Origin of the sequence: Microbispora sp. NPDC088329, from assembly GCF_040685655.1 — a bacterium.
In the GTDB taxonomy this organism is placed as follows: domain Bacteria; phylum Actinomycetota; class Actinomycetes; order Streptosporangiales; family Streptosporangiaceae; genus Microbispora.
Genome location: NZ_JBFBIP010000007.1, coordinates 255,694 through 278,485 on the forward strand (window position 1 = coordinate 255,694; position 22,792 = coordinate 278,485).

General features: G+C 67.6%; 22 protein-coding genes, 2 tRNA genes and 1 riboswitch. Of the genes, 11 read left to right on the forward strand and 13 right to left on the reverse strand.

All coding sequences use genetic code 11. The features are described from left to right. Window positions 1-424: 424 nt before the first annotated feature. On the reverse strand, window positions 425-946 hold the full coding sequence (locus tag AB0O28_RS16760; RefSeq protein ID WP_363640919.1) for a DUF5958 family protein: 522 nt from the start codon (window positions 944-946) through the stop codon (window positions 425-427). A gap of 342 nt (window positions 947-1,288) precedes the next feature. Between AB0O28_RS16760 and AB0O28_RS16765 the strand changes: the two genes are divergently transcribed. Both AB0O28_RS16765 and AB0O28_RS16770 read left to right on the forward strand, forming a co-directional pair. Further along, window positions 1,289-1,606 (forward strand): hypothetical protein, encoded by a 318-nt coding sequence (locus AB0O28_RS16765; RefSeq protein WP_363640921.1) that lies wholly within the window; start codon window positions 1,289-1,291, stop codon window positions 1,604-1,606. Further along, the gene (locus AB0O28_RS16770) at window positions 1,603-1,902 is read left to right on the forward strand and encodes a tyrosine-type recombinase/integrase (RefSeq protein WP_363640923.1); all 300 of its coding nucleotides are present in this window, start codon (window positions 1,603-1,605) and stop codon (window positions 1,900-1,902) included. Before AB0O28_RS16765 ends, AB0O28_RS16770 begins: the two co-directional genes overlap by 4 nt. Window positions 1,903-1,946: 44 nt before the next feature. Here AB0O28_RS16770 and AB0O28_RS16775 read toward each other — a convergent pair whose 3' ends face one another. From AB0O28_RS16775 to AB0O28_RS16805, 7 genes are all read right to left on the reverse strand, one after another. Continuing rightward, on the reverse strand, window positions 1,947-2,858 hold the full coding sequence (locus AB0O28_RS16775; RefSeq protein WP_363640926.1) for a hypothetical protein: 912 nt from the start codon (window positions 2,856-2,858) through the stop codon (window positions 1,947-1,949). A gap of 34 nt (window positions 2,859-2,892) precedes the next feature. Beyond that, window positions 2,893-3,031, reverse strand: a riboswitch (cyclic di-AMP (ydaO/yuaA leader). A 70-nt stretch (window positions 3,032-3,101) separates the two neighbouring features. Then, entirely contained in the window at window positions 3,102-4,160 is a 1,059-nt protein-coding gene (gene galT / locus AB0O28_RS16780; protein ID WP_363640928.1) for a galactose-1-phosphate uridylyltransferase, read from the reverse strand. Between the two features lie 109 nt (window positions 4,161-4,269). Beyond that, window positions 4,270-5,100, reverse strand: coding sequence for a DeoR/GlpR family DNA-binding transcription regulator (locus AB0O28_RS16785; RefSeq protein WP_363640930.1), 831 nt, complete (start codon window positions 5,098-5,100; stop codon window positions 4,270-4,272). Between the two features lie 303 nt (window positions 5,101-5,403). Beyond that, on the reverse strand, window positions 5,404-5,970 hold the full coding sequence (locus AB0O28_RS16790) for a TIGR03086 family metal-binding protein (protein ID WP_363640932.1): 567 nt from the start codon (window positions 5,968-5,970) through the stop codon (window positions 5,404-5,406). 87 nt (window positions 5,971-6,057) lie between these two features. Beyond that, a complete protein-coding gene (locus tag AB0O28_RS16795; protein ID WP_363640934.1) occupies window positions 6,058-7,791 on the reverse strand; it encodes a SpoIIE family protein phosphatase in 1,734 nt (577 codons plus the stop codon). A 161-nt stretch (window positions 7,792-7,952) separates the two neighbouring features. Next, window positions 7,953-9,311: a TrpB-like pyridoxal phosphate-dependent enzyme gene (locus AB0O28_RS16800; protein WP_363640936.1), complete on the reverse strand. Its 1,359-nt coding sequence runs from the start codon at window positions 9,309-9,311 to the stop codon at window positions 7,953-7,955. 64 nt (window positions 9,312-9,375) lie between these two features. Continuing rightward, window positions 9,376-9,873, reverse strand: a complete 498-nt coding sequence (locus AB0O28_RS16805) for a DUF2087 domain-containing protein (RefSeq protein WP_363640938.1) — start codon at window positions 9,871-9,873, stop codon at window positions 9,376-9,378. A gap of 20 nt (window positions 9,874-9,893) precedes the next feature. On the opposite strand from AB0O28_RS16805, the gene AB0O28_RS16810 reads away from it, so the two are divergent. Continuing rightward, window positions 9,894-10,316, forward strand: coding sequence for a VOC family protein (locus AB0O28_RS16810; RefSeq protein ID WP_363640940.1), 423 nt, complete (start codon window positions 9,894-9,896; stop codon window positions 10,314-10,316). 232 nt (window positions 10,317-10,548) lie between these two features. Here AB0O28_RS16810 and AB0O28_RS16815 read toward each other — a convergent pair. Beyond that, window positions 10,549-10,625: transfer RNA gene (locus AB0O28_RS16815), tRNA-Pro, on the reverse strand. Between the two features lie 90 nt (window positions 10,626-10,715). Here AB0O28_RS16815 and AB0O28_RS16820 point away from each other — a divergent pair. Continuing rightward, window positions 10,716-10,786: transfer RNA gene (locus AB0O28_RS16820), tRNA-Gly, on the forward strand. Between the two features lie 95 nt (window positions 10,787-10,881). On the opposite strand, the gene AB0O28_RS16825 is transcribed toward AB0O28_RS16820, so the two are convergent. Continuing rightward, complete coding sequence (locus AB0O28_RS16825) at window positions 10,882-11,058, reverse strand: hypothetical protein (RefSeq protein WP_363640942.1); 177 nt, start codon at window positions 11,056-11,058, stop codon at window positions 10,882-10,884. A 15-nt stretch (window positions 11,059-11,073) separates the two neighbouring features. After that, window positions 11,074-11,337: a hypothetical protein gene (locus tag AB0O28_RS16830; RefSeq protein WP_363640944.1), complete on the reverse strand. Its 264-nt coding sequence runs from the start codon at window positions 11,335-11,337 to the stop codon at window positions 11,074-11,076. A gap of 627 nt (window positions 11,338-11,964) precedes the next feature. On the opposite strand from AB0O28_RS16830, the gene AB0O28_RS16835 reads away from it, so the two are divergent. Continuing rightward, entirely contained in the window at window positions 11,965-12,639 is a 675-nt protein-coding gene (locus tag AB0O28_RS16835) for a hypothetical protein (RefSeq protein WP_363640946.1), read from the forward strand. A gap of 54 nt (window positions 12,640-12,693) precedes the next feature. Here AB0O28_RS16835 and AB0O28_RS16840 read toward each other — a convergent pair whose 3' ends face one another. Then, the gene (locus tag AB0O28_RS16840; protein ID WP_363640948.1) at window positions 12,694-13,056 is read right to left on the reverse strand and encodes a hypothetical protein; all 363 of its coding nucleotides are present in this window, start codon (window positions 13,054-13,056) and stop codon (window positions 12,694-12,696) included. A gap of 212 nt (window positions 13,057-13,268) precedes the next feature. Beyond that, window positions 13,269-13,748 carry an ATP-binding protein gene (locus AB0O28_RS16845; protein WP_363640950.1) on the reverse strand — a complete coding sequence of 160 codons (480 nt, stop codon included), beginning with the start codon at window positions 13,746-13,748 and terminating at the stop codon, window positions 13,269-13,271. Window positions 13,749-14,023: 275 nt separating this feature from the next. On the opposite strand from AB0O28_RS16845, the gene AB0O28_RS16850 reads away from it, so the two are divergent. The 6 genes from AB0O28_RS16850 (at window position 14,024) to AB0O28_RS16875 (ending at window position 22,316) form a co-directional block, all read left to right on the forward strand. Beyond that, window positions 14,024-14,890 carry a helix-turn-helix transcriptional regulator gene (locus AB0O28_RS16850; protein WP_363640952.1) on the forward strand — a complete coding sequence of 289 codons (867 nt, stop codon included), beginning with the start codon at window positions 14,024-14,026 and terminating at the stop codon, window positions 14,888-14,890. A gap of 201 nt (window positions 14,891-15,091) precedes the next feature. After that, window positions 15,092-16,486 carry a trigger factor gene (tig, locus tag AB0O28_RS16855; protein ID WP_363640954.1) on the forward strand — a complete coding sequence of 465 codons (1,395 nt, stop codon included), beginning with the start codon at window positions 15,092-15,094 and terminating at the stop codon, window positions 16,484-16,486. Between the two features lie 355 nt (window positions 16,487-16,841). After that, complete coding sequence (locus AB0O28_RS16860) at window positions 16,842-17,486, forward strand: ATP-dependent Clp protease proteolytic subunit (protein WP_363640956.1); 645 nt, start codon at window positions 16,842-16,844, stop codon at window positions 17,484-17,486. A gap of 14 nt (window positions 17,487-17,500) precedes the next feature. After that, window positions 17,501-18,148, forward strand: a complete 648-nt coding sequence (locus tag AB0O28_RS16865; protein WP_363640958.1) for an ATP-dependent Clp protease proteolytic subunit — start codon at window positions 17,501-17,503, stop codon at window positions 18,146-18,148. A 222-nt stretch (window positions 18,149-18,370) separates the two neighbouring features. Continuing rightward, complete coding sequence (gene clpX, locus AB0O28_RS16870) at window positions 18,371-19,654, forward strand: ATP-dependent Clp protease ATP-binding subunit ClpX (RefSeq protein ID WP_150935092.1); 1,284 nt, start codon at window positions 18,371-18,373, stop codon at window positions 19,652-19,654. Window positions 19,655-19,736: 82 nt separating this feature from the next. Then, window positions 19,737-22,316, forward strand: a complete 2,580-nt coding sequence (locus tag AB0O28_RS16875) for a valine--tRNA ligase (RefSeq protein WP_363640961.1) — start codon at window positions 19,737-19,739, stop codon at window positions 22,314-22,316. Window positions 22,317-22,792 lie beyond the last annotated feature (476 nt).

Below are 22,792 nucleotides of genomic sequence, written 5' to 3' on the forward strand. Positions count from 1 at the left end.
TTCGCCGTTCCATTCGGCATCGTCATATGGTGGCCCGAATTACGCGGCCGAGAGCTTGATGAAAAAGGCCGTTCCTCCGGCGGAGACGGTGAAGATCACACGTCGTAGGTCTGATCCGCCCTGCTGACCTGCGGCGGCTGATCCGCACGCGCGTTGAGCTGCCCTCGGAGTGCTCGCCGGTTCTCATCGTCGCGTTGCTTCTCGCGTTCATGTGCCCTGGCTGTGCCCTGGAGCCTCCCGGTACCCGCCCGCGTCTGCTGGCGCGTCACCCGTGACCGCCTGCTTGCAAACGGGAGCCGAGTCACGACGTAGAGGGCTCGTCGCTCTGCTGAAGAGGCAGTTACGGGGCCGGTGGTGTGTGGTCGAGTGAGGCGGCGTTGCTGTGGCGGTTGCTGTACGCAGCACCAGGCCGACCAGGTTCATCTCATTCAGGGGTCGTCACCCCTTCATGATGCAGTGGCCGTTCCGTTTCGCGCCGGGTCCTCAGTTGGTGCCATTCGTGGCTGCATCCGCCGACGCAGTAACGCTCACGTCGGCGCCCGTCCGCGACAGCCAGAAGCGCGATCAAAAGACGGAATGCCTTGGCGCGCTCGTTTTGTGGCAGATTGATAATCTTCGCCAGTTGCCCAGCCAGTCGCCCCCGCGTTATCAGTACCGCCGGAGTGTGGGTGAGCCGTATCCCCGCCAAGAGGACACTCTCCGGCCCATCCTCGACGACGGCACCAGCCTGAATGCAGTAGTTGGCGAGATTGCGTAGCACGACCAACTGGTCCTCAGCTGTTAGCCCCTCGAACCAGGCGACACCCCACGACACCGGACGAAGGTCCTGTGCCAATTCATTCAGAATGACCGTATGCTCGTGCACATCACCCTGACTATCATGACCAGCCCGATCGCTGTACGCGGCCCCCTCACTGAGCACCGGTTTGGGCACGCAGTTGGTCACGCATCCGAGGTAGGCGGAGCGCGGTGATGCGGACCAGTCGGTCTGTAGGCCGGGTTCAGATTTCGCACGCTCCCTACCTGCGGCGAATCGCTCCGCACCAGAAGCTACCTGCGGGAACGCTTCCGTTCGTTGCCATCGCTTGCCAGCGATTTCGGAGTGCGTGTGCCCCCGATTTGCCCCCAGCCGGGCGCGCCTTCGAGCTTCAAGCTCTTGCGAGTGAAGGTGGGCGAGTCGCCGCCCGCTCCGGGCTCGGTCAGCCATTCAGCCTACGGCTCAACTAACCTGTAATCAGAAAATGTCACGCCCCACTTATCGGGCTTTACGTCACCCTCGTAGAGGGCCGTGGCCGACGCGATCACTCCCCGATATGAGGCCCTGGTGCTCACTGCTGCGGGACTGGGCATCAGGCGGGGGGAGGCGTTCGGCCTGGCCGTTGAGGACATCGACTTCCTGCGGGGGATCGTCCATGTCCGTCGTCAGGTGAAGGTGTTCGGCGGGCCCAAGCTCGTCTTCGCTCCTCCGCAGGGCGGCAGGCTGCGGGATGTGCCGTTGGCTGAGTCCGTTGCCCTTCGGCTCTCGGCCCACCTGGCGGCCTACCCGGCGGTTGAGGCGGATCTGCCGTGGACGACGCCTGACGGACCGCCGCACTCTGAACCGTGATCGTCCGCAATGAGTTCAACCGCTTCGCGTGGAAGACGGCCCTAGAGAAGGCGGGCATCCCGACTGCGCGGGAGAACGGCTTCCACATGTTGCGGCATCACTTCGCCTCGGTGCTTCACGAAGACGGCGTGTCGATCAAGGCGGTCGCCGAATTCCTTGGCCACGCCGACCCCGGCTTCACCCTGCGGACGTACGCGCACCTGATGCCCTCCAGCGAGGACCGGATGCGCGCGGCCATCGAGAGCGCCTGGGCCAAGGGGCCGGCAGACGGTTCAAGTGCCCTCGATGTGCCCTGAGCCGTCCTGCCAGGACTGAACATGCAGGTAGACGGCTTGCGGGCTCAGTACATCGAGATGTGGACGTGGTCGTAATGGTTGGCGGTGATGCCGCCGCGATCGGACATGGTCCGCCAGCCCGGATGGCCGAGGTTGTAGATGCGCTGCTGCCAGATCACGTACATGACGCCGAGTTTCGGTCCGTTCTTGATGGCCCAGGCGGCGAGGCTGTCGCCGAGCGCCTTCATCTCGGGGGAGGGCATGGCGCCGCCCGAGCTCATCATGAAGTCGCAGGCGCGCCCCAGGGGATGCTCGCCGCTGTCCTCGGCGCGGTAGCAGCCGACCGGGAACCGCAGATCGAAGTACTTGCCGACCTCGGTACGCATGAGCCGCATCCGGGGCGTGATGTTGTCGGAGCCGCCGGGCAGTTCCGGCGCCCACGAACCACCCGACCGCTTGCCCGGGGCGACGGGGATCAGGGCGTCGAGCTTGTCCTTGATCTCGTCGATGAGATCCTCGGCGTCCTCGCGCTGTCCGGCGACCTCGGCGGCCTGCGACTTGAGCTGTTCGGTCAGCGTCTCGGCGGCCTCGGCGGCCCGTTGCCGTTCGGCGCGCACCTGGTCGAAGCGCGTGAGCCTGGCGGCCTGCTCCTCCTTGAGCTGGTAGTTCAGTGCGGCGGTGTTCATGTCGGGCAGCACCATCGCGCTCTCGGCCTGGTAGCGCAGCCCCGCCATCTGCCGCACGGCGTCCCTGGCGGCGCTGTAGTCGGCCTCCGCCTTGGCCAGCCGGCCGCGCGCCGCCTTCTCCTCGACGCGGGCCTTGGCGAGTGCGACACGTTTGGCGTTGTAGTCGCCGATCAGCCGGTCGACCTTCTTCCGCAGGTCCGACAGCTCTTTCTTGAGCTGCTTCTCCGTCGGTCTGGGATCGGCGGCGCCCGGAGCGGCCGCGCCGAACATGAAGACGGCGGCGCTGAGCACGCCGGCAGCCAGGGGGAACGCGCGGGGCAGAGCCCACTCCTCTCCATCCGCCGACCGGGTTAGCTGACGGGTTCGGGCTGGAGGAGCCCGGGCAGGCGACTGCCTTGACCCCAGGTGCGTGGTTGGGTCCCCGGTTCCCGGGCGGGGCGCCCGGGATTAGGCCTACCGGCTGTGACAACCGGTGCCAGGGATACTAGTGGTAAAGAAACAGCGCTTGCCACCCAAGTCGCAACCATCCGGAGATCAAGCCGTTACCACCTCACGGAGCATCCGGGCGGCCTCCTCCGGGAGCACGTCGTTGACGAAGGCGCCCATGGCGCTCTCCGACCCGGCGAGATACTTCAGCTTGTTCGGCGCGCGCCGGATCGTGAAGAGCTGGAGGTGGAGGTAGGCCATGTCGCGCCGGAAGACGACCGGCGCCTGGTGCCAGGCCGCGACGTACGGCATGACGACGCCGAACAGCCCGTCCAGGCGGCGCAGCACCTCGATGTAGAGCGGAGCGAAGGCCGAGCGTTCCTCCGGCGACAGGGCGGGGATGTCGGGCACCTGACGGTGCGGGTAGAGGTGCACCTCGAACGGGTAGCGCGCGGCGGCAGGGACGAAGGCGGTCCAGTGCTCGTTGGCGGCCACCACCCGCGGTCCTCTCCGCTCCGCGGCCAGGACGTCCGCGAACAGGTTGCCGCCCTGGTGGCGGGCGGCGGCGTCCAGCATCTGGCGCGTGCGCGGCGTGACGTACGGATAGGCGTAGATCTGGCCGTGGGGGTGCGGCAGCGTGATGCCGATCTCGGCGCCGCGGTTCTCGAAGCAGAAGACCTGCTCCACGCCGGGCAGCGAGGACAGCTCGGCCGTGCGGTCGGCCCACGCCTCGACGACCAGCTCGGCCTGCTCGTAGCTCAGGGAGCTGAACGACGCGTCGTGGTCGGAGGTGAAGCAGACCACCTCACAACGCCCGATTCCCGGCCGCACCTCGCTGAGGCCGCCCACCTGCTCGTACGCGCCCGTGTTGAAGCTGAACGACGGGAAACGGTTCTCGAACACCGCCACCTCGTACGGCGAGGGGATCTCCGAGCCGGGATGACCCGGGCAGAGCGGGCATTCGTCGGCGGACGGCAGATGGGTGCGGGTCTGGCGGTGGCGGGCGACGGCCACCCACTCGTCCATCAGCGGGTCGTAGCGCAGTTCGGAGGCGAGCGGACGCGGCGGCAGGTCCCGGGGGTCGGCGGCGCTGTGATCGGCGTCGTCACGCCGGTCGAAGTAGATCAGCTCACGGCCGTCGGCGAGATGGGTGATGGTGCGCTTCAAGAGCGGTCTCCAGCTTCACGGTGCGGTGTCGGTGTCCCGATGGTGTTGGTGTCGCAACCTGCTGCCGGGCGTCCGGTGAGCGTGTCCGGTGTCGTGGTTCGGCCCGGTGTCACAGTGCGGTCTCCAGCTCGGTTCCCCCGGTCTCACCGGTCTCCCCGATTTCGCCGGACGGATCGGCGAGGAGGAGCTCGCCGGCGTTCTCCGACAACGCGGTGCGTGCCTCCTCGGGCAGGCTCACGTCGCTCACGACCACGTTGGCCTCGCCGAGAGCGGCGATCGTGCTGATGCCGATCGTTCCCCACTTGGTGTGGTCGGCCAGGACCACGAGCTGCTGGGCGGCCGCGACCAGGGCGCGGTCGGTCTCCGCCTCCAGCAGGTTGGGCGTGGTGTAGCCGGCCCGGACGCTCATCCCGTGCACTCCGAGCATGAGCGTGTCGACGTTCAGGGAACGGACCGCCGCCACGGCCACCGGGCCGACCAGGGCGTCGGACGGGGTACGGACGCCTCCCACGAGCACCACGGTCTGGTCGGGCCGGCCGGCGCGGTGGAAGACGTCGGCCACCTGGACGGAGTTGGTGATAACGGTCAGTTCGGGCACGTCCACCAGGTGGTGGGCCAGTGTCCAAGTGGTGGTCCCGGCCGACAGGGCGACGGAGCTGCCCGGCCGTACGAGCATGGCGGCCCTGCGGGCGATGGCCTCCTTCTCGGCCTGCTGCCGGACCGACTTGACCGCGAAACCCGGCTCCTCCGTCGAGCCGGTGCCGGTGGCGGTCGCCCCGCCGTGCACCTTGACGATCAGGCCGCGCTCCGCGAGGACCTCCAGGTCGCGGCGGATCGTCATGTCCGAGACCCCGAGGTCGCGTACGAGCTGCGCGACGCGCACCCCGCCGGTTCTGCGCACCCTCTCCAGGATCGCCTGCTGCCGTTGCTGGGCCAGCATCCACCACTCCTGTCAACAGATTCAAACAAATTATGCCCCAGGCGCGTGGGGACATGTTGAGTTGGGGTCCCGGTAACCAGTGGGGCCGTTTTTCGGCCTCGCGATACATCCGCCCGGCCGAGGGCTCGCGCGGCAAATGATCACGAGGCATCCCTTGCCGCTCGCGGCGCGGGGGAGGACAGTGAGCGAAAGCCGTACTCGACGGAAGGCGGTCGTCATGGGCAGACGCGCACGCAAGTCGAAGGCACGCAAGAAGAAGAAGGCCAACCACGGCAGGCGGCCCACGGGACGGTAGACCCGTTCCTAGGGGTTCCTCCCCCATGCGGCGAGCAGTTGAGTCTGCTGATCGGCGCCGGCCGGAACGCCTCGTTCGTCCCCGATAACCCCTGCCTCGCGGTAGTCCTCCCGCGCCTTCTCGAACCATTCGGAGCAGGAGGCGACCAGCTCGGGGTCGAGCCGTTCCGGTCCGCCGATGGCACGCGCCAGGTCCCAGGTGTGGATCAGCGCGTCGGCGAACAGTTCGGTGATGTACTCCTCGCCCGGCACGTCGCCGAAGGACAGGTGGGCGACGCTGGTCAGGGCGCCCTCGGCGTACACCGCCTGGACGGCGCCCTGCGCGGACGCCTCGAACGCCTTGAGCGGGTCCTCGCCGAGCACGTCACCCTCGAAGGCGTCCCCCACCTCGGCGACCGTACGGCCGGACAGCAGTTCGGGGGCCCACAGGTTTTCGGCCACGACGTGGTTGACGAGCCCCCGGACGTCCCAGTCGACACAGGGGGTCGGCAGCTCCCACTGTCCGCGGCGGACGAGATGGAGGCGGTCCCCGAAACCGTCCAGCGCCCTGCGGTACGCGTCACGGATGTCGATCATGTCCCCTCCTCGCCACGAACTCCCCACTCGAACGTAACTCTTCTCAACGATCAGTCATACACGCTCGCATGGGAGGAAACACCCGGGTCAAGGGAGGTGCTGCTCGACCCAGACGATCTTCCCGTACGAGGTGGGCCGGGTGCCCCAGCGGTAGGCGAAGCGTTTGATCAGCTGGAGACCGCGGCCGGTGTCCTCGTCGGGGGTGGCGGTGCGCGGGGTGGGGGTGGCGGGGGACCCGTCGGCCACCTCGACCACCAGCGTGTGGCCGCGCAGCAGCCGCATCTCGATCGGCGGCCAGCCGTGCTTGAGCGCGTTGGTGACGAGTTCGCTCACGATGAGCTGCGTGCTGTCCACGAGACCGTCCAGGCCCCACCTGTGCAGGGTGCCGCGGACGAATCGCCGCGCGTGCGAGACGAACCGCGGATCGGCCGGCAGCGGGCAGGTCGCGACCTCGTCCGGATCGAGGTCGCGCACCCGGGCGAGCAGCAGGGCGATGTCGTCACGCTCGTGGCTCGACCGCTGGCTGCTGATGATCACATCGCACTTGTCCTCCATGTCCTCCACCGGACCGGCGAGCAGGCGGCGCAATCCCATGATCCCCGCGTCCAGGTCCCGCTCGCGGCTCTCCACGAGGCCGTCGGTGTAGAGGGCGAGCAGGGTCCCGGTCGGCAGGACCAGCTCACGCGACTCCAGCGGGTCGCTGCCGATGCCGAGCGGCAGTCCGGAGGGCAGCTCGATGATCTCCGTGGACCGGTCGGGGTGCAGCAGGACCGGCGGCACGTGCCCGGCCCGGGCGAGCGAGCAACTGCGCGTGACCGGGTCGTAGACGGCGTAGATGCACGTCGCGATCTGGCTCGGGTCGAGGTCCTGGCTCATCAGGTTGAGCCGGAACAGCACCTCGTCGGGCGGCAGGTCGAGGCTCGCCAGCGTACGCGCGGCCGTGCGAAGCTGGCCCATGGTCGCCGCGGCCCTGGTCCCGTGCCCCATGACGTCGCCCACCACCAGCGCCGTACGGCAGCCGGGCAGGGCGATCACGTCGTACCAGTCGCCCCCGACGCCCATGAGGTCGCTCGCCGGCAGATAGCGCGAGGCGATGTCCATGCCGAGGGGCTGCGGCAGTTCGACGGGCAGCAGGCTGCTCTGCAGGGTCAGCGCGGTCCTGCGCTCCCTGGTGTAGAGCCGCGCGTTGTCGATGCACAGGGCGGTGCGGGCGGCCAGGTCCTCGGCGACCACCACGTCCTGCTCCTCGAACGGCAGGCTGCCGGGGCGCCTGACGAAGACCACGCAGCCGAGCACCCGTCCCCGCGCCCGCAGGGGCACCGCGAGGAACGAGGAGTCGGTCAGGAGCGAGGCGACCGCCTCCTCCCGGTCCAGGCTGGCGCCGATCATCCGGGCGCTCTCCTTGTCCAGCTCCGGATACATCAGCGGCTTCCCGCCCGCCATGCACTGGGCCTGCGGAAGGATCGCCGGGTAGACCGTCGTCTCGTCGACGGGGAACGCCTTCACCCACGCGTCCGGGTCGGCGCCGGCCACGCCCAGGGCCACCCGGCGTACGAGGGTCGTCCCGTCCACCGGCCGTGACGACAACTCGCCGTCGGCCATGAGGCGGTCCTGCACCATCACGCCCGCCGCGTCGGCGAAGCGGGGGACCGCGACGTCCACGAGCTCCCGGCTCGTCTCGGCCAGGTCGAGAGTGCTGCCGATCCGCCGGCTCGCCTCGTTCAGGAAAGCCAGCCGCTCGTGCGCGGACGCGGCGCTGCTGCGGCGCCACTGCGCCCGGTTTCCCGGCGCGGGATCCTTGATGACGCAGTTCCGGTTCAACGAAATCTCCGGAGAGAGCGGATGGTGTTCCAGCATCGTATGGAGCTGAACCGCGCATTTCAGCCGTTTGACATGAGTGCTCCGGTCGGTATGACGGCGCGATGGCGCAGCCGTACCCGCCGGTCAAAGGACGAAACGGATATCAATGGGCAGGCGTCGCATCAGACGGCGGGCAGGTGCGCGAGGGCCGCGTCGATTCGCTCCTGCGGGAGCGTGAAATCCTCCAGGCGACCGGCGAGACGGCTCTCGTAGGCGGGCAGGTCGAAGTGGCCGTGCCCGCACAGGGACATCACGATGACCTTCTCCTCGCCGGACTCCGCGCACCGCAGCGCCTCCGCGATCGTCGCGGCCACCGCGTGAGCGGGTTCGGGGGCCGGCACGATCCCCTCGGTCCTGGCGAAGCGGATCCCCGCGTCGAAGCACTCGGTCTGCGTGACGGCCTCCGCCTCCACCAGCCCCAGCGCGTACACGTGCGAGAGCAGCGGTGACATGCCGTGGTAGCGCAGCCCGCCGGCGTGGATCGGGTCGGGTACGAACGTGTGCCCCAGTGTGTGCATCTTCATCAGCGGAGTGAACCCCGCCGTGTCGCCGAAGTCGTACGCGTAGGTGCCCCGGGTCAGCGACGGGCAGGCGGCGGGCTCCACGCTCCGCAGCACCGGGTTCATCCGCCCCGCCAGCTTCTCCCGCAGAAACGGGAAGGCCAGCCCGGCGAAGTTGGAGCCGCCGCCGGTGCAGCCGATCACCACGTCGGGGGTCTCGCCGAGGGCGGCCAGCTGCTCCAGCGCCTCCTCGCCGATCACGGTCTGGTGCAGCAGGACGTGGTTGAGCACCGAGCCCAGGGCGTACCGCGTGTCGTCGTGCTGCCCGGCGACCTCGACGGCCTCGCTGATCGCGATGCCCAGCGACCCGGTGCAGTGCGGATCCTCCGCCAGGATCCTGCTGCCCGCCGTGGTCACCGCCGACGGGCTGGCGTGCAGGGTGGCGCCGTAGATTCTCATCAGCGTGCGCCGGTACGGCTTCTGCTCGTACGACGCCCTGACCATCCAGACCTCGCAGGCCAGGCCGTACTGGGCGCTGGCGAAAGCCAGGGCGGAGCCCCACTGGCCCGCGCCGGTCTCGGTGGTCAGCCTGCGTACGCCCTCTTGCGCGTTGTAGTACGCCTGGGGGACCGCCGTGTTCGGCTTGTGGGAGCCGGACGGACTGCCGCCCTCGTACTTGTAGTAGATCCGCGCGGGCGTGCCGAGGGCGCGCTCCAGGCGCCGGGCGCGAACGAGGGGCGTAGGCCGCCAGAGGCGGTAGACGTCGAGGACTCCGTCGGGGATCGGGACGAACCGCTCGCCCGACACCTCCTGCCCGATCAGCGCCGCCGGGAAGAGCGGGGCGAGGTCGTCGGGGCCGACCGGCCGCAGCGTCGCCGGATGGAGCACCGGTGGGGGAGGCGCGGGCAGATCGGGGACGATGTTGTACCAGTTCCGGGGGATCCGGGACTCGTCGAGAAGCACCCTGGTCGGCTCGCCCATAACTCCCAGTGTCCGCGCTGGCGGCCCATCGGGAAAGGGTGTCCGCCGAGATGGCCGGACCCGGTCAGACCGTGCCTCCGGAGCGCCAGTAGACGTTGGCCTCCCGGCTGAGGAATCCCTCGTCGACCAGGTAGCGGCGCAGCGCGGCGTAGTCGTCGTGGAACGCCCGCAGCGCCACGTCGACCTCCTTCTCCGGGTAGCGCACGCCCACCTCGAAGACCTGCACGATGTAATCGAGCACCATCAGCCGTTTGGCCCTCTTGGCCGGAAGGGAGACGAGCCGCCCGTCCACCAGGAACGCGTCCATCGGGTCCGCAGGCGTGGAGGGGAGCGCGCGCAGCAGGTCGCGAAAGGTCTCGGGCCGCGCCCGCCAGTCGTCCCCCTCCCGTACGGCGAGGCCGCCCCTGGACAGCCGCTCCAGGGCCTTGGCCGCCGTCTCAGGGTCGAGCCCGGTGACCTTGTCGAGCGGCTCACCGGGACGCAGGACCAGCGCGGCGAGGACGCGAAGCGTGGCGTCCTGCCCGAGCAGCCCGAGCACGCGGGCGATGTGCTTGTCGATCACCCGTCCACGGTATTGGGTGGGTGAAGACCGTAGGAAACCTGGAGGGCGCCGTGCCCGCTCAACTGGACCACACGATCGTGCACAGCAGCGACCGATTCGAGTCCGCCCGGTTCCTGACCGGGTTGCTCGGCGAGCCCGAGCCCGGCACGTTCGGGCCGTTCGCCACGGTCCGGGTCGCCAACGGCGTGACGATCGACTACGCCGACTCGATCGTCGACAGGGACCGGATCGTCATGCAGCACCTCGCGTTCCTCGTCTCGGAGGACGAGTTCGACGCGATCTTCGCCCGCATCGCCGAGCGGGGCCTGCCGTACTGGGGCGGCCCCCACCATCAGGAGCCGCAGCGGATCAACCACCGCCACCACGGCCGCGGGGTGTACGTGGACGACCCCGACGGCCACGCCATCGAGTTCCTCACCCATCCGTACGTCGAGGAGGAGTGACTCAGCGGTTCCGCCTCCGGCCCCGGCCCGGCACCGCGCGCCTGCGGGCACCTGCGTCCCGGCCGGGCTGGGCATGCCGAGGCAGGGACCGTTGCCTGTTGGAAGGCCCCGGCCGCGGTGGCGATCGACCGCTTCATCTCCGCTCGCCGGCGTACCACGTCGGCGTATACGGCACGAGGAACGGACAAGGCCTCTCCGGTGATCGGGGGCGGCCTCCGCGATGTACGTACGCTGGTCGGGGCGACAGGATTTGAACCTGCGACTTCTTGCTCCCAAAGCAAGCGCGCTACCAAGCTGCGCCACGCCCCGTCTCGTCGGGTACGCGAGCGGTCCGAGACTCCGGTACGCTTACGCCCTGACGACCGGATGAAGTCTAGACCAGATGGACACCGGGCGCGCGCGGACGTAGCTCAATGGTAGAGCCCCAGTCTTCCAAACTGGCTACGCGGGTTCGATTCCCGTCGTCCGCTCTCACCGCGAAAGGCCAGGTCACCCCGCACGGGGAGCCTGGCCTTCGTGATCTCAGGATGATGTTTCCGATTTTCCGTGCCGCACACGTGCCACTTCAGTTCTCGATCTTCGTTCCGGCCGCCGTCACGAGCGCCTGCCTGAGCGCTTTGGCGATCGCCTGATCACGGTCCTGCGTGGGGTGCAGGTAGATCAGCGCTGTGGGATCGCGACGGGTCGACGGCAGACGAGAGATCAGGACAGGGCGCGCCTGTGGGCCATGAACGAGAATCAAGGGTGAGACTGTCACTCAATCCCAGTAGTTGAAGAGCAGCTCGCCGAGGGTTTGAGGCTTCCAATAAGCGATCTGGTCGCGTTCTGCCCTGTCGAGGTTTGACATATCGATCAAGCCGATAGGGGTGTTCAGCTCGGCCGAGGTCAGAACCCGGAAAGCTCCCAGGGTTTGTAACGCTACTTCGATGGCATCACAGCTCTCGCCAATGATCACGCCGTCAGCCAAAACCTGAGCGCTCGCAAGGACCGGTAGGTGCAGGTGACCGAGTACTGCGGCCATGGACTCGCCGTGCCGAATCACTGCTGTGCGGAAGTTGGGCGTGACCGTCGGCTGCCTGATCTCTAGAACCCTGCCGCGCACAAGCCGAGCAGCCTCGTAACAGACTGAGGCGAAAACCCGCGCATCTGTCAAGGGCGGCGGCTCGGATCTGCAATTTCGGAACCCCGTCGCACCTCGCGGCAAGGGACTCAGATCGAGACCTCTCTCAGCCGCCATCGACGCTCCCGCTTGCCTGACTGGTGTAGTCCCTCATCGTAGGTACAACCCACGGCGTGCTCGTGTACAGCTGTCCCGTACAGCCTCACATGATCACCCGCCGCCTGCCCGTAACTACCTACTCAGCAGGGTGAGGAGCCCTCTACGGCGTCACTGGCTCCTGTTTGCAAGCAGGAAGTCAGAGGTTCGAAGGCAGGCGAGAGATCAGGACAAGGCCAGGCCGGATGTTCCGGCGGGGAGCTCGCTTGCAGCGGTACCTCGAAGCAAAGCGATGTGAGCGATGCGGCACCGCACAGTCATTGACGGTTCGCGTAACCGGTGGACGAGTTCTCCCTCTCTCTCATATTCGGTCCCCGGCCACAGCGGAAACAAGACTGTGATTACGCGCGATACCTCAGGACACTTGTGCGCATGATGTCTCCCTTTGCCGCGACGGGCAGCGATAGGACGCTCATCGAGCAGCTGGCGCACGTACGGTGGATCGCCGGAGGAACAGGGACCGGCAAGAGCACCGTGGCCGAGGCGCTGGCGCGTCGGCATGATGTCCGGACCTACAACGGTGATCGGGCGGAACACGACTGGTTGGCACGGAGCACTCGGCGGCGGCATCCTCACCTGCACGCCTTGTCGGGCGCCGCCCCCGGGCAGGCCTGGGCGGGACGGTCGGCGCAGGAGACCTTCCAGTCGATGGCCGGTCTGCACGGAGAGACGATCGATTTCCTCGTCGAGGACCTTCTCGCCCTTCCTGATGACCGGATCGTCCTGGTCGACTACTTCGGCGTCCTGCCCCGGGACATCGCGCCACTGCTCGCCGGTCCTCATCAGGTGGTGTTCTTGCTGCCTTCTCCGGAGTTCCGCCGGCGTGTTCTGACCGCGCGCTATGCCGACCCCCTCCGAGCACGCGCCACATGGGGATCCCATGCACTTGAGGAGGTGCTGCACAAACGCCTCGCCCGAGACGCGCTATGGGATGAGGAGATCCGCCGTCAAGCGGCCGTCCGCGGGCTGCGCACGGTCGCGGTGGACGGCTCCCGTCCCGTCGAGGACCTCGTCACCGAGGTGGCCGCCCATCTCCGCCTGTCGTGACGCCCGGGCTGTTCCGGCACTCGCGACGGCCGCCTCGTGGCTGTGGCGGAGGGCCTACCGCCGCAGCCACCGCAGAGCCGCATCGGCGCAGTCTTCGGGGCTGCTGTTGAAGGCGATGGCCGCGTCGGGCGCGTGCCGCCGGACCAGGTTGACCACCTTCTCGAAGAGTTCGAGCAACGGCTCATGCGTGCGGATGCCGCCCCCGATCACCACGCAGGCGTAGTCACCGCGCGTCAACGCATCCGCGATCACTTTTTCGGGGTTCTCGCCGGGTGCCACCAGGCACCAGTCGGCCTCGACACCGTGATCCTCGAAACGGGCCCGGCCGCGTGCCAGCGCCGCCTGAACCGGCTCCGGGTCCCAGCCCTCAATCTTGGCGGGATCGAGACCGACCACGAGCACCTGTGCCTCTGTCATGCGTCCTCCTCGCAGAACGTGTCCACCCGGCGTGGCGGTCGAGGGTGACGCTTGAAGTCCATCGGACCCGATGCGGCGTCGCAACTCGGCCACGACGTCTCCGGGCCCGGGTGAATCGGCGGCGGGCGAGGCCGTTCCGACAAGGCGTCGAAGCACTTCGCGTCACGCGCGCCCGTGTCCCGGCCCGTAGCGGCAGCGCCAGACGCGACGTGTCAGTCGCCGGTGCCGAAGAGGGCCCAGACCGCCTTGCCGCCTTCGTCGAGCGCGTCCCAGCCCCAGGCCTGGCTGTAGGTCTCCACGATGTAGAGGCCGCGCCCGTGCTCGGAGACGAAATCAGGCTGCACGGGCAACGGCGCCTCGTCACTCGGATCCGAGACGGCGAGCAGCACGTGCGGTGCGAGGCGCAGGAGCGTCAGCGTTATCGGGTGGCCTCCGGCGCCGCTCGCGGGACACAGAGCGTAACGGACCGCGTTCGTCACCAACTCGCTCACGACCAGTGCCGCGTCGTCGCCCAGTTCCGACAGCCCCCACCGTCGCAGAGTCGTCCGGGTGACATCTCGTGCGGTCTTGACCGAGTCGGCCTGCGGGGCCAGGGGGCACATCGTCGTATCGGACGCGTCTGCCGCCCTCCGGAACCAGCCGAATCCCACGTCGCGGGTCAGCTGGCCGCCGGATTTGGGCTCGTCCGACATGGTTGCCCATACCTCCCGCTGGCCTGGATCGAGGACTGGTGCACATTTGGCCCAATATGCACCTAGACATGATGGAACAGTGGCTCCTGCTGCTGCAAGACCCAAATGCACGTGCAATTGTCATGTGCAGACGCACAAGGCGGGAGTGCTAGCCCTCAGGGACACGTAGATCAGACCTTGTCATCAGAGCCCGAAGTGGTGACACTGTGTGGGCTGGGGGTGTCGTGCGGGTCGTCCCTTGGCGGCACACAGGGCCGAGGTGAGAGGGAGGCGCCGTGATACAGATCCAGGCTGGATCGGGTCCGACGGCTCTGCGCATCCTTCTCGGTTCCCAGCTCCGCAAGCTCCGTGAGAGCAAGGGCATCAGCCGTGACGAGGCCGGCCAGTGCATCCGGGCGTCCGAGTCGAAGATCAGCCGGATGGAGCTGGGCCGGGTCGGATTCAAGGAGCGCGACGTCGCCGACCTTCTCGTTCTCTACGGAGTGGAGGACGAGGAGACGCGCGATGTCGTGATGAACCTGGTCGAGAGGGCCAACGAGCCCGGGTGGTGGCACAGGTTCAACGACCTGCTGCCCTCATGGTTCCAGGCGTACGTCGGCCTGGAGGAGGCCGCCGAGCGCATCCGTACCTACGAGGTGCAGTTCGTTCCCGGTCTGCTGCAGACCAAGGAGTACGCGCGGGCCGTCATCATGGCGGGCGCGGTCGGTGCGGCGCCCGAGGAGATCGCCAGGCGCGTGGATCTGCGGCTGGAGCGTCAGCGCATCCTCGACGGCGAGAACAGTCCCAAGTTCTGGGCTGTTATCGACGAGGCCGCGTTGCGCCGTCCGATCGGTGGCGTCGAGGTGATGAGGGGTCAGATTCAGCACCTCATCGACCTGATGAACCAGCCCAATGTGACGATTCAGGTCATCCCGTTCAGTTACGGTGGACACGCCGCCGAGGGCGGTGCCTTCAGCATCCTGCGGTTCGCCGACCCCGACCTGCCCGACATCGTGTACGTCGAGCAGCTCGCGAGCGCTCTCTACCTGGACAAACGGGAAGAGGTCGACCGTTACAGCGAGGTCATGGAACGCCTCTGCGCGGTGAGCACCACCCCGACGGAGACGGTGGACCTGCTGCGGCAGATCATGGCCGACCTCTGATCAGTCGCTACCGGGCCTCATCTGCTCTAGACTGCCCTTGGCGTTGGACACCCGCCACAGTCGAGCATGCCCGGACAGGTCGCGTGCAGGCGAGACGGTGATCCTGCGCCTCTCACGTGGGCGCGGCGCGCGTTACTGTGCCGCGGTTGCCGTGCACGACGTGCCCGCGATCACCAGATGCTGGATCAAGGAGACCACCCCGTGAAGACCGCTGTCGAGGAGCTCAGCCCTACCCGGGTCAAGCTCACCGTCGAGGTGCCGTTCAAGGAGCTCGAGCCGAGCCTGCAGGCCGCGTACAAGAAGGTCGCGCAGCAGGTGCGCGTGCCCGGCTTCCGTCCTGGCAAGGTGCCGGCCCGGATCATCGAGCAGCGCTTCGGCCGCGCGGTGGTTCTCGAGGAGACCCTGAACGACGCGCTGCCCAAGCTGTACGGCCAGGCCGTTGACGAGACCGAGGTCTTTCCGGTCAGCCAGCCGGAGATCGAGGTCACCAAGATCGAGGACGGCGAGCAGGTCGAGTTCACCGCCGAGGTGGACATTCGCCCCGCCTTCGACATCCCGGACTATCAGGGTGCCGAGATCGTCGTCGACTCCGCCGAGGTGACCGACGAGGACGTCACCGCCCAGCTCGAGTCGCTGCGCCAGCGCTTCGCGACGCTCACCGGGGTGGAGCGGCCGGCTCAGAACGGCGACTACGTCGTGATGGACCTGCGTGCCGAGATCGACGGCCGCAACCTCGAGGAGCAGCAGGCCGCCGACGTGTCGTACGAGGTCGGCGCGGGCTCGGTCCTGGAGGGCCTGGACGACGCGCTGCAGGGCATGGCCGCCGGCGACGAGAAGACCTTCCGCACCACGCTCGTCGGCGGCGAGAACGCCGGCGAGGAGGCTGACGTGATCATCAACGTCAAGTCGGTGAAGGAGAAGGTGCTGCCCGAGCTGGACGACGAGTTCGCGCAGCTCGCCAGCGAGTTCGACACGCTCGACGAGCTCAAGGACAGCATCCGCCAGCAGGTCCGCCGCAACAAGCTGGTGGACCAGGTCATGCAGAGCCGTGAGAAGGCCCTCGACGCGCTGCTCGAGAAGATCGACATTCCGCTGCCCGAGAGTGCGCTCCAGGCGGAGATCGACGCGCGCAAGCACAACCTCGAGCACCAGGTCGCCGAGAGCGGCCTGAGCCGCGAGGCGTACCTCCGCCTCCAGCAGACCACCGAGGAGGAGCTGTTCGCCGACTACGAGGCGACCTCGGCCAAGGCGTTGAAGTCCGGCTTCGTGCTCGACAAGATCGTCAAGGCGGAGGAGATCGGCGTCAGCGAGCAGGAGCTGACCGACTTCGTGGTGCGCCGCGCCATGCAGATGGGCGTCGCGCCGAACACGCTGGCCCAGCACCTCGCCGACAACAACCAGCTCCCGCTGGCGATGATGGAGATCGTGCGGGAGAAGGCCAAGACGGTCCTCGGTGACGCGGCCAAGGTGACCGACAGCGAGGGCAACGAGGTGGACATCAAGGCCATCTACGCCGAGCTCAACCCCGAGCAGGAGGCCGTGGGCGTGGAGGAGGCGGGCGCGGGGGAGCCTGCCAACGAGGCCGAGGAGAGCTGATTCCCGGCGCTCTCGCCTGACTTCTGCCGCCGGTCGGCCGGGTGGTCCGGCCGGTGCGGCGGTGACGACGAAACCCCCGTCGCACTCGGGTGCGGCGGGGGTTTTGGTTATATTCGGGCAAATCACTGCAAATTTGTTTGTCGCCGCATGCGGGGGAGTAGCCGTACCGCTGAGATCCGCGCGTCCCCGGCCTCACACCATGGGCGGCGAACACGGGCGATACGCCGCCCGGGGTCAGTCGCGGCCGGGCATGCGCCGTCAGCGAACAGTACGGCGCACGGGCATGACCTGTCTGCGTCGCGCGTTAAGGTCACAAGCAAAGCCAATCGATTACGACGCATCGGAAGGTGACGCTGTGACCAGCCCGCCGACCTTCTTCCCGACCGGTGGTTCCGGCTTCGAGGCCCGGAGCCCGGAGGGTGGCCCCTCTCGCCTCGAGGACCAGCTCTACCAGCGCCTGCTGCGCGAGCGGATCGTGGTGCTCGGCACCCAGGTGAACGACGAGGTGGCCAACCGGCTGTGCGCTGAGCTCCTGCTCCTCGCCGCCGATGACCCCGAGCGCGACATCTGGATGTACATCAACTCCCCCGGTGGCTCGGTGACCGCCGGCATGGCGATTTACGACATGATGGAGTACGTGCCGAACAACGTCTGCACGGTCGCCATGGGCCTGGCCGCCTCCATGGGGCAGTTCCTGCTCTGTGCCGGCGCTCGTGGCAAGCGGTACGCGCTTCCACACGCCCGGATCATGATGCACCAGCCGTCCGGCGGCATCGGCGGCACGGCGGCCGACATCGCGATCCAGGCCGAGCAGATGCTCTACGTGAAGAAGACGCTCGCGGAGCGGATCGCCTACCACACCGGGCAGCCGCTCGACCAGATCGAGCGTGACTCCGACCGGGACCGCTGGTTCACGGCCGAGGAGGCCAAGGACTACGGCTTCATCGACCACGTGGTGCGCAGCGCCCGCCAGGTGCCCTCCGAGGGCGCCGTCTCGTGACTGGAGCTTCCCAGATGAGTGAGCTGATCCGGCCGGGTGACATCAACGGCCGCTACGTCCTTCCCTCCTTCGTCGAGCGCACGTCGTACGGCGTCAAGGAGATGAACCCCTACAACAAGCTGTTCGAGGACCGCATCATCTTCCTCGGGGTCCAGATCGACGACGCCTCGGCGAACGACGTGATGGCGCAGCTGCTCACGCTGGAGTCGCTGGACCCGGACCGCGACATCAGCATGTACATCAACTCGCCCGGCGGCTCGTTCACCGCGATGACGGCGATCTACGACACCATGCAGTTCGTCCGGCCCGAGATCCAGACGGTCTGCCTGGGGCAGGCGGCCTCGGCCGCCGCGATCCTGCTGGCCGGCGGCACGCCGGGCAAGCGGTTCGCGTTGCCGAACGCCCGCGTCCTGATCCACCAGCCTTACACCGAGGGTGGCGGACAGGGCAGCGACATCGAGATCCAGGCTCGTGAGATCCTGCGTATGAGGTCGCTGCTCGAGGATCTCGTGGCGAAGCACTCGGGCAAGTCGGCCGACGAGGTCCGCAAGGACATCGAGCGCGACAAGATTCTCAGCGCTGAGGAGGCGAAGGCGTACGGGCTGGTGGACGACATCATCCCGTCGCGGAAGAAGCGTGCGGCGGCGGTCGCAGCTTCCTGAGGAGGTTGCCGCACCGGAACGGTGCCCATTTGGGCACGTTCCGGTGCGACTCACCGCTAGGGGGCTCACTGAGGGCCCGAGAGACGGTAACGTCGAAACCTGAGCGGGATGACGTTTTCGCACCGGATCGCGATCACCGGATCATTAGTCCGGATCGTGAACAGGGTGCGGACGGAAGCGACCGCGGCGGCAGGGGCGGTCCCACGCAAAGGAGTATCTGGGGTGGCACGCATCGGCGACGGGGGAGACCTGCTGAAGTGCTCGTTCTGCGGCAAGAGCCAGAAGCAGGTCAAGAAGCTCATCGCCGGACCAGGCGTCTACATCTGCGATGAGTGCATCGATCTCTGCAACGAGATCATCGAGGAGGAGCTGTCCGAGTCCTCCGAGCTCAAGTGGGACAACCTCCCCAAGCCCCGTGAGATCTACGAGTTCCTCGACGCGTACGTCATCGGGCAGGACAAGGCGAAGAAAGCGCTGTCGGTGGCGGTCTACAACCACTACAAGCGCGTCCAGTCCGGGGAGCGGGGCCGCGACGACGGCCTGGAGTTGGCCAAGTCCAACATCCTGCTGCTCGGCCCCACCGGGTCGGGCAAGACGCTGCTCGCGCAGACCCTCGCCAAGATGCTCAACGTGCCGTTCGCCATCGCGGACGCGACCGCGCTGACCGAGGCCGGCTACGTCGGCGAGGATGTGGAGAACATCCTCCTCAAGCTGATCCAGGCCGCCGACTACGACGTCAAGAAGGCCGAGACCGGCATCATCTACATCGACGAGGTCGACAAGATCGCTCGCAAGAGCGAGAACCCGTCGATCACGCGAGACGTGTCGGGTGAGGGCGTGCAGCAGGCCCTGCTGAAGATCCTGGAAGGAACCACGGCGAGCGTGCCGCCCCAGGGCGGGCGCAAGCACCCCCATCAGGAGTTCATCCAGATCGACACCACCAACGTGCTGTTCATCTGCGGGGGCGCCTTCGCCGGCCTGGAGAAGATCATCGAATCCAGGGTCGGCAGGAAGGGCATAGGCTTCAACGCGATCATCCATTCCAAGGAGGAGATGGACTCCTCCGACATCTTCTCGGACGTCATGCCGGAAGACCTCCTGAAGTTCGGCATGATCCCCGAGTTCGTCGGCCGGCTTCCTGTGATCACGTCGGTGCACAACCTCGACAGGAGTGCGCTGATCCAGATCCTCACCGAGCCGCGCAACGCGCTCGTCAAGCAGTACCGGCGCCTGCTCGAGCTGGACAACGTCGAGCTGGAGTTCACCGACGACGCGCTGGAGGCCATCGCCGACCAGGCCATCCTGCGCGGCACCGGCGCCCGCGGGCTGCGCGCCATCCTGGAGGAGGTCCTCCAGTCGGTGATGTACGAGGTGCCCTCCCGCCAGGACGTGGCCCGCGTCGTCATCACCCGCGAGGCCGTGCTGGAGCACGTGAATCCGACCCTCGTGCCGCGTGACCAGCTGCAGGCCAAGCAGCAGCGGACGCCGCGGGAGAAGTCGGCCTGACGCGCGACCTCGCCGGCGCGTTGTCCACAGGGTGGGTGGTGACGGCTCGGTTGGCGTCCGGACGTCCCTAGAATTGGGCAGCGTGACTACGTCTGAGCTGCCCACCCAGTACGCCCCCGCCGATGTCGAGACCCGAAGCTACGAGCGCTGGGTATCGGCGGGCTACTTCACCGCGGACCCGGGCAGCGGGCGCGAGCCGTACAGCATCGTGCTTCCCCCGCCCAACGTGACCGGGTCGCTCCACGTGGGTCACGCGCTCGATCACTCGATCCAGGACGCGCTGACCCGGCGGGCCCGCATGCGGGGGATGGCGACGCTGTGGCTGCCCGGCATGGATCACGCCGGCATCGCCACGCAGAACGTCGTGGAGCGCGAGATCGCCAAGGAGGGCCTGTCCCGCCACGACTTCGGCCGTGAGGCGTTCGTCGAGCGCGTCTGGCAGTGGAAAGAGGAGTCCGGCGGCAGGATCCTCGGCCAGATGAAGAAGCTGGGCGACGGCGTGGACTGGTCCCGCGAGCGCTTCACGATGGACGAGGGGCTCTCCCGGGCCGTCCAGACGATCTTCAAGAAGCTGTTCGACGACGGGCTCATCTACCGTGCCGAGCGGATCATCAACTGGTGCCCCCGCTGCCTGACCGCTCTGTCCGACATCGAGGTCGAGCACAGCGAGGACGACGGCGAGCTCGTCTCGATCCGTTACGGCTCGGGCGACGAGGAGATCGTCGTCGCCACCACCCGCGCCGAGACCATGCTGGGCGACACCGCGGTGGCCGTCCACCCCGCCGACGAGCGCTACGCGCACCTGATCGGCAAATACGTCGAGGTCCCGCTCACCGGGCGGCGCATTCCGATCGTGGCGGACGAACACGTGGACCCCTCTTTCGGCACGGGCGCGGTGAAGGTCACCCCCGCGCACGACCCGAACGACTTCGAGATCGGGCGCCGCCACTCGCTGGAGTCGCTCGTCATCATGGACGAGCGAGGCGTCATCACCGCCCACGGGCCCTTCCAGGGCCTCGACCGGTTCGAGGCCCGGCCCGCCGTCGTCGCCGCGCTCCGCGAGCAGGGCCGTATCGTCGCCGAGAAGCGGCCGTACGTGCACTCGGTCGGGCACTGCTCCCGCTGCAAGACCGTGGTCGAGCCGCGGCTGTCGCTGCAGTGGTTCGTCAGCGTGACACCGCTGGCCAAGGCCGCCGGCGACGCCGTGCGCGACGGCCGCACCCGCATTCACCCGCCGGAGCTGGCCAAGCGCTACTTCGACTGGGTCGACGACATGCACGACTGGTGCATCTCCCGGCAGCTGTGGTGGGGACACCGGATTCCCGTCTGGTACGGCCCGGACGGTGACATGGTCTGCGTGGGGCCCGATGAGGAGCCGCCGGCCGGTTACGAGCAGGACCAGGACGTTCTCGACACGTGGTTCTCCTCCGGTCTGTGGCCGTTCTCCACGCTGGGCTGGCCGGACGCAACGCCCGAGCTGGCCCGCTTCTACCCGACGACCGTGCTTGTCACCGGCTACGACATCCTGTTCTTCTGGGTCGCCCGGATGATGATGTTCGGGTTGTACGCGATGGACGGCCGGCCGCCGTTCCGCACGGTGGCGTTGCACGGCATGGTGCGCGACCAGTTCGGCAAGAAGATGTCGAAGTCGTTCGGCAACGTCGTCGATCCGCTCGACTGGATCGAGCGGTACGGCGCGGACGCCACGCGCTTCACGCTGCTGCGCGGTGCCAACCCCGGCTCCGACGTGGCGATCAGCGAGGACTGGGCGGCCGGATCCCGCAACTTCTGCAACAAGATCTGGAACGCCACCCGCTTCGCGTTGATGAACGGCGCCGTCTCCGACGGTCTGCCCGAGGACCTCACCGCGGCCGACCGGTGGATCCTGTCGCGTCTGCAGGAGGTGGTCACAAGCGTCGACGCGGCCTTCGAGGAGTTCGAGTTCGCCAAGGTCTCCGACGCCCTCTACCACTTCGCCTGGGATGAGGTCTTCGACTGGTACGTCGAGCTGGCCAAGGTCCAGTTCGCCGAGGGCGGCGCGGTGGCCGAGAACACCAAACGCGTGCTGGGCCACGTCCTCGATGTGCTGCTGCGGTTGCTCCACCCGTTCGTACCGTTCGTGACGGAGGAGCTGTGGCGGGCTTTGACCGGTGGGGAGTCGATCGTGGTCGCTCCCTGGCCGTCACCCTCACCCGGACTCCTCGACTCCGCGGCCGTGCGAGAGATCTCCGCACTGCAGAACCTTGTGACGGAGGTGCGCAGGTTCCGCTCGGATCAGGGCCTGAAGCCCGGCCAGCGCGTGGCCGCACGGCTCTCCCTGTCCGGTACGGCTCTCGCCGACCATGAGGACGCGATCCGTGTCCTGTTGCGCCTGGACAACCCGGCGGACACCTTCAACGCGACAGCACGGCTCACCGTCGGCACGGTGCTCGTGGAGATCGATACGGCCGGTGCCATCGACGTCGTCGCCGAGCGGAAGCGGCTGGAGAAGGACCTGGCCGCGGCGCGCAAGGAACAGGCGCAGGTCACGGCGAAGCTCGGCAACGAGCAGTTCATGGCCAAGGCACCCGAGGACGTCGTGGCGAAGGTGCGTCGGCGAGCCGAGCAGGCTGCCGAGGACATCTCCCGTCTCGAAGCCCAGCTCGCCGCGCTGCCGGCGTAGATGCGCCAGATGAGGTTTGGAAGTGCTGGAGACGGGGCAGGACTGTGAAGTTGCGGAAGTTGTCTCCAGCACCTCCCGGCTGGTGCTAGTCTTTTCAAGCGCTGAGGGTCCGGCGAGTCGGAATACCCCAAGGGGTTCGGCTGTTAGACTCCCAGTCACTCCCTCTTTCTGACCCGATCTTGGGATGTCTCGTCACGATTCGACGAGGTGCCGAGGATCAGGTAAGTTCGAGGGGTTGCCCCGGAAACGGGGCGGCCGAAATTCTCGGCAAGGAACGGAATTCGATTCAAATCGAGTTGATTTGACACGAATAACGAAACCGGCCAGAATAAAGGCACAACGAACGAAACGAAACGCCCCGGAGCGTGGGACCTTCTCGGAAGGTTTCGGGTGATGGTGGTCGCGTCCGTTTCTTGAGAACTCAACAGTGTGCTAAAAGCCAGTGCATGAATCATGCATGACCCCGTCATAGCGGC

What these genes read in the sequence shown, in the direction of transcription:
- AB0O28_RS16785 (WP_363640930.1), bottom strand. Translation starts at nt 5,100, where the DNA reads ATGCTGGCCCAGCAACGGCAGCAGGCGATCCTGGAGAGGGTGCGCAGA.
- AB0O28_RS16790 (WP_363640932.1), bottom strand. Translation starts at nt 5,970, where the DNA reads ATGATCGACATCCGTGACGCGTACCGCAGGGCGCTGGACGGTTTCGGG.
- AB0O28_RS16800 (WP_363640936.1), bottom strand. Translation starts at nt 9,311, where the DNA reads ATGGGCGAGCCGACCAGGGTGCTTCTCGACGAGTCCCGGATCCCCCGG.
- AB0O28_RS16830 (WP_363640944.1), bottom strand. Translation starts at nt 11,337, where the DNA reads ATGGCCGCAGTACTCGGTCACCTGCACCTACCGGTCCTTGCGAGCGCT.
- AB0O28_RS16835 (WP_363640946.1), top strand. Translation starts at nt 11,965, where the DNA reads ATGATGTCTCCCTTTGCCGCGACGGGCAGCGATAGGACGCTCATCGAG.
- AB0O28_RS16840 (WP_363640948.1), bottom strand. Translation starts at nt 13,056, where the DNA reads ATGACAGAGGCACAGGTGCTCGTGGTCGGTCTCGATCCCGCCAAGATT.
- AB0O28_RS16845 (WP_363640950.1), bottom strand. Translation starts at nt 13,748, where the DNA reads ATGTCGGACGAGCCCAAATCCGGCGGCCAGCTGACCCGCGACGTGGGA.
- AB0O28_RS16865 (WP_363640958.1), top strand. Translation starts at nt 17,501, where the DNA reads ATGAGTGAGCTGATCCGGCCGGGTGACATCAACGGCCGCTACGTCCTT.